The sequence below is a fragment of the Pseudorhodobacter sp. genome (assembly GCF_030452865.1).
Classification (GTDB): Bacteria; Pseudomonadota; Alphaproteobacteria; order Rhodobacterales; family Rhodobacteraceae; genus Pseudorhodobacter.
Genome location: NZ_JAKDLJ010000170.1, coordinates 1 through 7,349 on the forward strand (window position 1 = coordinate 1; position 7,349 = coordinate 7,349).

The window sequence follows — 7,349 nt, forward strand, 5'->3', positions numbered from 1 at the left end:
GCATTCCAGTTGGCCAGTTCGAGATTCGGCCCGGCCCGATGATGGCGGCAGCGGACCAGTTCGAAATCACAGTGACCGGCAAGGGTGGCCACGCTGCCAAGCCGCACGAATGCATTGATACGCTGCTGGTTGCGTCGCATATTATCGTGGCTTTACAAAGCATTGCCTCACGCAATGTCGACCCTCTGAAACAGATTGTGGTGTCGACTTGCGCCATCTCCACTGACAGCAATGCCCATAACGTGATCCCGCAAACCGTGGTTTTGAAAGGCACCGTGCGGACGTTTGATGCGGGCGTTCAGGACCAGGTAGAGGCGCGGATGCAGGAGTTGCCGGTGCAGATGGCCGCGGCCTTTGGCGCAACGGCGGTGGTGAATTTTCAACGCGGCTATCCGGCAACGGTGAATTCCGAGGAAAACACCGGCTTCGCGGCGGAGGTGGCGAAGGGAATTGCGGGCAAGGTCAACACCGATACCGCGCCTTTGATGGGGGCGGAGGATTTCAGCTATATGCTGAATGAACGTCCGGGTGCCTATATCTTCCTTGGCAATGGCGATACCGCGATGGTGCATCACCCGGCGTATAATTTTGACGACAATGCGATTCCCTTTGGCTCCAGTTGGTACGCCGGAATGATCGAGGCGCGGATGCCAGCGGCCTGAAATCAGGCGCGCTCGATTCTTCTGCGAAAAATTAGAATTTTCGCAGAAGAATCGGAGTCCGTTCAGGAACTGCGCAATGCGCGGCGCATCACCTTGCCCGTTGTTGTCATTGGCAGTTCCGTGACAAACACCACCTTGCGCGGTGCGACATGCGGGCTGATTCTGGCGCGGACGCGGGCAATCAACCGCTCCGCTGCCCCTTCTTCCGACGCACCGTCGCGCAGGATGACGAAGGCACACACGCTTTCGGTGCGGATCGGATCGGGCAAGCCGACCGCCGCTGCCATCACCACATCGGCATCGCCCATGAGGCAATTCTCGATTTCGCTCGGCCCGATGCGATATCCGGAGGAAGTGATCACGTCATCGTCGCGCGACAGATAGGTGATATAGCCATCCTCGTCCCATCGCCCCAGATCGCCGGTGCGCAACCAATCACCGTCAAACTTGGCTGCGGTCTTTTCCGGTTGGTTCCAATAGCGCAGGAACATCGTGGCGGCAGTTTTGTGGATGCAAATCTCCCCCATCTCCCCCGGTTCGCAATCCTTTCCTGCCTCATCGCGGATCGCGATGTCAAAGCCCGGCAGTGGTTGGCCCATCGTGCCGGGTTTCACCGCCATGAAACCTGCCGCCTGCGTCACGCAGAGATTGCACTCGGTTTGGCCGTAAAGCTCATTGATCGGCGCGCCGAGGGACGTTTCGCCCCATTGCAGCATTTCCGCCCCAAGGCTTTCACCGCCCGAGGATACTGACCGGATGGAAAGCCCGGTCGGAGTCGCTGCGGCGCGCATCAGTTTCAATGCGGTGGGCGGCAGGAACAGGTTGCGGATATCTTGCGTTCTGATCAAAACATAGGCTGCCGCAGGGTCAAACTTGCGCATCCTATGCGCAACCAGCGGCACGCCGTAGTAGAGGCAGGGCATCGCCATATCCATCAAACCACCGATCCAGGCCCAATCCGCAGGGGTCCAACCCTTGTCACCGGCTTGCGGAAAGCCTTCATGCGTCAGTTCCATGCTGGGCAAATGCCCGATCAGGAAGCGATGGGCATGCAGCACGCCTTTGGGTGGGCCAGTCGTACCCGAGGTGTAGATCATCACCGCCGGGTCTTCGGCAGTCGTCGCCGTGCGGGTTAAATCCGGATTGGCCGCGGCAATCGCGGCCCAAAGGTCTTGCGCGTCATTCGCCGGTGACGTGCAGAAAATAGACTTGAGATCAGGGAGTTCTGCTCGAATGTTCAGAACTTTGTTCAGGCTTTCTGCATCGGTCACCACTGCGGCGGCCCCGGAATCGCCCAAACGGTAAAGCAGCGCTTCCTCGCCAAACAGCGTGAACAGCGGCAGTGCGATCGCGCCCAGTTTCATCGCCGCGAAATGCACGATCGGCACCTCTGCCGATTGCGACAGCAGCACCGCCACGCGGTCACCCTTTACAATCCCGGCGGCGGCAAACACATTGGCCAGCCGGTCGGAGGCGTCTTTCAACTGGCCATAGGTCCAGTCGCGCGTGCCGGTGTCCGTCACATCAATCAGTGCCACCCGGTCGGGCGCATCTGCTGCCCAATCATCGCAACAGGCCTGCGCGATGTTGAAATCCGCAGCCCAATGCCAGTTGAAGCCTGCGCGCATCTCGGACCAGGTGCCGCGCGTCGCAAAGAGCCTGCGGTCAGCGGGCAAAGATAGTCACCTCCGGCAGCCCGGTCAGCGGCAGGTTCAAGGCACGGAATGCGGCAAGCGAAAGCTGTGCCGAGCCGTCGCCGGGAATAAGATCAACCGCAATGGACCCACCGGCTGCAGTGACCACACGTCCCGGCCCGGCCGATTTCACCAGCGCGGAGCGGAGCCAGAACCCCGGCTCTGTCACATTGCCCAAGGCAACTGCGGTCTTGCCCAATTCGCGTTCACCCGCGGGCTGTGGCGGGGCGGCGAGTGCTGCGGCCTTTTGCGCAGCGGTGGTGGTATCGAGCGCTGCGGCGGTGCGCGCACCGGCAGGCGGGGCTTTGAGCCCTTCCGACAAAGGACGCGCCTGCGGGCGTTGTGTCATTGATTCTGCTGGCTGCATTGCGCTGCCCTTGGAAAATGGCAGATTGGCGCAGCCGCAAAGCAACAGAACCGGGATCAGGAGGGCGTGTGTTTTCATCATGCCTGCGACGATACCGCCGCTTGATTTGGCTTTCAATGGTCTTGCATGCGTCGGCGCGGAGTCCTAACTTCGGGGTATGACCGCATCATTGATCGACCCATTCGCCCGCCCCATCAGTTACCTTCGGGTTTCCGTGACGGACCGTTGTGATTTTCGTTGTGTTTACTGCATGTCGGAACACATGAGTTTTCTGCCAAAGGCCGAACTGCTAACGCTGGAGGAACTGGATCGGATGTGTTCCAGCTTCATTTCCCTTGGCGTCGAAAAGCTGCGCATCACCGGCGGTGAGCCCTTGGTGCGCAAAGGGATCATGACCTTTTTCGACTCCATCTCGCGCCATCTGCGCAGTGGCGCGTTGAAGGAGTTGACGCTGACAACCAATGGCAGCCAGTTGCGCAAATATGCGCGGGATCTGGCGGCTTGTGGCGTGCGGCGGATCAATGTGTCGCTGGACACATTGGATGCGGCGAAATTTGCGCAAATCACCCGTTGGGGCCGGCTGGCGCAGGTGCTGGACGGGATCGAGGCGGCGAAAGAGGCAGGGTTGCGGGTCAAGATCAACGTCGTGGCGCTGAAAGGTTTTAACGAGGACGAGTTGTTCGGCCTTGTCGATTGGTGCGCGCAGGAAGATCATGACCTGACCTTTATCGAAGTGATGCCGATGGGCGATCTGGGCAATGAGGACCGTTTGGATCAATACTGGTCGATGCGCGATCTGCGCGCACGTTTGTTCGAGCGATTCACGCTGACCGATCTTGCGGAGCGCAGCGGCGGCCCGGCACGCTATGTGCGGCTGGAGGAAACCGGGCAGAAGATCGGATTCATTACACCGCTGACACATAATTTCTGTGAAAGCTGCAACCGCGTGCGGCTGACCTGCACGGGGGAACTTTATATGTGTCTGGGGCAGGAGGATATGGCTGATTTGCGGGCGCCTTTGCGGGCGAGCGCGGAAGATGGCTTGTTGGAAAACGCAATCCGGGCGGCGATTGCGCGCAAACCCAAGGGCCATGATTTTGATTATTCGCGCCAGAAGGTGGACGGACAAATGACCCGGCACATGAGCCATACCGGCGGATGAAGATGTTGATTTTTTTTGTAAAAAATCATGCCTCCGGCGGGGATATTTTTGAACAGATGAAAACAGGGGACGGTTTTGTGCCTTCCTTGAAAGTGCGCGCCTATGGCAGGTATTGTCCGGCCTCTTTGCGCGCCCAAGGTTTCATCAGATCGCCGTATTCGGCAAGAAACGCCTCTGTGCGACGTGGGTCATGCTTGGATAGATCGCGCAGCCACCAGGCCACGGCTTTCTGGATGAACCAATCCTTGTCACCGAGGTAGGATGCAGCCCAGGTCAGAATGCGTTCACGCGCTTCCGTCTCGGGCGGTTTGAGGTGATTGAGGCGGGCAAAGGGCAGGGTGGCGACGAGGGCGGCGCGGCGCGGCCACATCAGCGAGTTTTGGGTCCAGCCTTCGACCGTGTCGAGCCGCGAAGGGGCGCCGATCAGGCGTTTTTCCGCGGCTTTGCAGACGTGATCGGCAATCGCCCAGGCATCAAACTCCGGCACCCAGGCGCAGATCAGATCCCAGGCAGCGCTGTCATCGGGGCGGATCCGCGCTTGGGTCAGCAGTTTTGCCGCCGCAATGCGCGCTTCATGGATATTGCTGTTCCAAAGCCCGACGCAGAGGGCGAGCCGGTCGTCAATGGTCAGATCAGCGCGCCATTTCTTGCACAAGGCGTCGATATCGGGATTCGCAGTGCCAAGATAGCGCCGCTCTGCCTTGTGATACGCGGCCATCTGTTCGGCTTTTCCAGGTTGCGACAGGGCGGCAATCGCAGCAATCGCGGTTTCAGGCGTCATTCCACGGTCACCGATTTCGCGAGATTGCGCGGCTGATCAACATCGGTGCCTTTGGCAATCGCTGTGTGGTAAGCCAAGAGTTGCGCCGGGATCGCATAGAGGATCGGCGCGAGGAAATCCGGCACGGCCGGCATCGCGATCGTGTGCCAGCAGCCCGCGCCCGCCTCTGCAATGCCGGCGGCATCGGACAGCAGCAGCACCTTGCCGTGACGCGCCATCACCTCTTGCATATTCGACACGGTTTTTTCGAACAGCGCGTCGCGCGGGGCCATCACGATCACCGGAACCTGTGCGTCGATCAGGGCGATGGGGCCGTGCTTCAACTCGCCACTGGCATATCCTTCGGCATGGATATAGCTGATTTCCTTGAGTTTCAGCGCGCCTTCAAGTGCCAAAGGATAGAGCGGCCCGCGTCCAAGAAACAGGATGTCTTGGGCCTGTGACAGTTCCTCGGCAATCTCCGCCACCTGCGGCGCGATGCGCATCGCCTGGTTGATCAGGCCGGGCAGGGAGGAAAGGTCGGTTATATGCTGGTCCAGTTGCGCATCGCTCAATCGCCCGCGATCCTTGGCGGCTTTCAGCGCCAACAGCGCCAGCATGGTCAACTGACAGGTGAAGGCCTTGGTCGAGGCGACACCGACCTCTACCCCGGCGCGGATCGGCAGTGCAATATCCGACTCCCGCGCGATGGAGGAAGTTCGGACATTGACCACCGCAACAATCTTGGCAACTTTTTCGCTGCAATAGCGCAAGGCCGCCAGAGTATCGGCGGTTTCCCCCGACTGGCTGACGAAAACCGCCCAGGAATTTGGCGAAAGTGGTGGTTCGCGGTAGCGGAATTCCGAGGCGACATCGACTTCCACCGGCAGGCCCGCGAGTTGCTCAAACCAGTATTTCGCCACGACGCAGGCATAATAGGCAGTGCCGCAAGCGACCATCGTCAGCCGCTCGACCCCGGTGAAATCGACCTCCGGCGGCAGGTTCAGCGCGCCACCGGACACGGCGTTCTTGATCGCATCCGCAAGCACCACCGGTTGCTCGGCGATTTCCTTGGCCATGAAATGCTTGTATCCACCCTTTTCGATCCGGGTGTTTTCAAGCGCGATCCGCGTCGTCGCGCGGTTGGCGCGGCGGTTGCTTTCGTCAAAAATTTCAACGCCTTGGCGGGTAACGACGGCCCAATCGCCTTCCTCCAGATAAGTCACCTGATCGGTCATGGGCGCAAGCGCAATGGCGTCGGAACCGACGAACATCTCGCCCTCACCATGCCCGATGGCGAGGGGGGAACCTTTGCGCGCCGCGATAATGAGGTCATCCTCGCCCTCAAACAGGAAACACAGCGCAAAGGCGCCGCGCAACCGGCCAAGGGTTTCGCGCGCGGCCTCCACCGGGGTCATTCCGGCGTCGAGGTGGGAGCGGGTCAGGATCGCCACGGTTTCCGTATCAGTTTGCGATTCAAAACTGTAGCCTGCGGCGGCGAGTTGGTCGCGCAACTCCTTGAAGTTCTCGATAATCCCATTGTGGACGACCGCGACCTTGCCGGCCTGATGTGGGTGGGCGTTTGCCACGGTGGCCGCGCCATGAGTGGCCCAGCGGGTGTGGCCGATGCCGGATTTGCCCGGCAGCGCATCATGGACCAGCAAGTCGGACAGGTTCACCAGTTTGCCGACCGCGCGCCGCCGCCCGAGGGTGCCATTGTTCACCGTTGCAATCCCGGCGCTGTCGTAGCCGCGATATTCCAGCCGTTTCAGGGCCTCGACGAGAAGTGGCGCGACTTCATGTTTGCCGAGAACGCCAATGATCCCACACATTTAACTTTTGCCTTTCTGGCGATCCGCCTTGATCTTGCGAAACCGCTCCATCAACTTCACCGCGAGACCGGGCATGTTGGTCTGTTTGCCGCGCGCGACCGCCAGCGCCTCGGCCGGAACATCGTCGGTTATAACCGAACCGGAGGCGGTCATGGCGTCGCGGCCGATATGGACCGGGGCGATCAGCATCGTGTTGGAGCCGATGAAACTGCGCGCGCCGATCACCGTGCGGTGTTTGTTGGCGCCGTCATAGTTGCAGGTGATGGTGCCCGCGCCGATATTGCTGTGTTCGCCGACATGGGCATCGCCGAGATAGGTCAGATGGCCGACTTTCACCCCTTCGTCGAGCACCGCATTCTTGATTTCCACAAAATTGCCGACATGCACATCCTCTGCCAGTTCCGCACCGGAACGCAGTCGCGCAAAGGGGCCGACGACTGCGCCCCGGCTGATGTGGCAGCCTTCGAGATGGCAGAATGCCTTGATTTCCACGCCGGATTCAACCGTGACGCGGGGGCCGAATACCACATTCGGGCCGATGCTGCTGTCGCGCCCGATCACGGGGTCGAGGGCGAAGTAAACCGTGGCAGGGTCGGCGAGGGTGACGCCGTTCTCCAATGCCTCCGCCCGCATCCGCGCCTGAAAGGCGGCTTCCGCCGCGCTCAGTTCCGTCCGTGTGTTGATGCCCAGCGTTTCGCTCTCATCACATCTTACGACGCCTGCCGAAAGTCCCTTGGCATGGGCGAGTTCGACGATATCGGTGAGGTAGTATTCACCCGCGGCATTGTCGTTGCCGATCTGGCCGACCAGATCGAACAGCACTGACGTATCCGCGCATATAACGCCAGAGTTACAAAGCGTTACGGTGCGTT

The 7,349-nt window shown here is 60.3% G+C and carries 7 protein-coding genes; 2 read left to right on the forward strand and 5 right to left on the reverse strand.

Going from position 1 to position 7,349, the window contains the following annotated elements; genetic code table 11:
• A partial coding sequence (locus L0H65_RS11015; protein WP_301459001.1) for an amidohydrolase occupies positions 1-662 on the forward strand: 662 nt, incomplete at its 5' end.
• A 62-nt stretch (positions 663-724) separates the two neighbouring features.
• Here L0H65_RS11015 and L0H65_RS11020 read toward each other — a convergent pair.
• Together L0H65_RS11020 and L0H65_RS11025 are read right to left on the reverse strand one after the other, a co-directional pair.
• On the reverse strand, positions 725-2,338 hold the full coding sequence (locus L0H65_RS11020) for an AMP-binding protein (protein ID WP_301459003.1): 1,614 nt from the start codon (positions 2,336-2,338) through the stop codon (positions 725-727).
• Positions 2,328-2,705: a hypothetical protein gene (locus L0H65_RS11025; RefSeq protein ID WP_301459005.1), complete on the reverse strand. Its 378-nt coding sequence runs from the start codon at positions 2,703-2,705 to the stop codon at positions 2,328-2,330. The genes L0H65_RS11020 and L0H65_RS11025 overlap by 11 nt, the downstream gene beginning before the upstream one ends.
• Before the next feature lie 175 nt (positions 2,706-2,880).
• Here L0H65_RS11025 and moaA point away from each other — a divergent pair, with 175 nt between their 5' ends.
• Positions 2,881-3,885, forward strand: coding sequence for a GTP 3',8-cyclase MoaA (gene moaA, locus L0H65_RS11030; RefSeq protein ID WP_301459007.1), 1,005 nt, complete (start codon positions 2,881-2,883; stop codon positions 3,883-3,885).
• Positions 3,886-3,985: 100 nt separating this feature from the next.
• Here moaA and L0H65_RS11035 read toward each other — a convergent pair whose 3' ends face one another.
• From L0H65_RS11035 to L0H65_RS11045, 3 genes are all read right to left on the reverse strand, one after another.
• Positions 3,986-4,666, reverse strand: a complete 681-nt coding sequence (locus L0H65_RS11035; protein WP_301459008.1) for a DNA alkylation repair protein — start codon at positions 4,664-4,666, stop codon at positions 3,986-3,988.
• Positions 4,663-6,477 carry a glutamine--fructose-6-phosphate transaminase (isomerizing) gene (glmS, locus tag L0H65_RS11040; RefSeq protein WP_301459009.1) on the reverse strand — a complete coding sequence of 605 codons (1,815 nt, stop codon included), beginning with the start codon at positions 6,475-6,477 and terminating at the stop codon, positions 4,663-4,665. The genes L0H65_RS11035 and glmS overlap by 4 nt, the downstream gene beginning before the upstream one ends.
• Positions 6,478-7,349: DapH/DapD/GlmU-related protein (locus L0H65_RS11045; RefSeq protein ID WP_301459011.1), on the reverse strand; the 872-nt coding region annotated here is incomplete at its 5' end.

What these genes read in the sequence shown, in the direction of transcription:
- L0H65_RS11025 (WP_301459005.1), bottom strand. Translation starts at nt 2,705, where the DNA reads ATGACACAACGCCCGCAGGCGCGTCCTTTGTCGGAAGGGCTCAAAGCC.
- moaA (WP_301459007.1), top strand. Translation starts at nt 2,881, where the DNA reads ATGACCGCATCATTGATCGACCCATTCGCCCGCCCCATCAGTTACCTT.
- L0H65_RS11035 (WP_301459008.1), bottom strand. Translation starts at nt 4,666, where the DNA reads ATGACGCCTGAAACCGCGATTGCTGCGATTGCCGCCCTGTCGCAACCT.
- glmS (WP_301459009.1), bottom strand. Translation starts at nt 6,477, where the DNA reads ATGTGTGGGATCATTGGCGTTCTCGGCAAACATGAAGTCGCGCCACTT.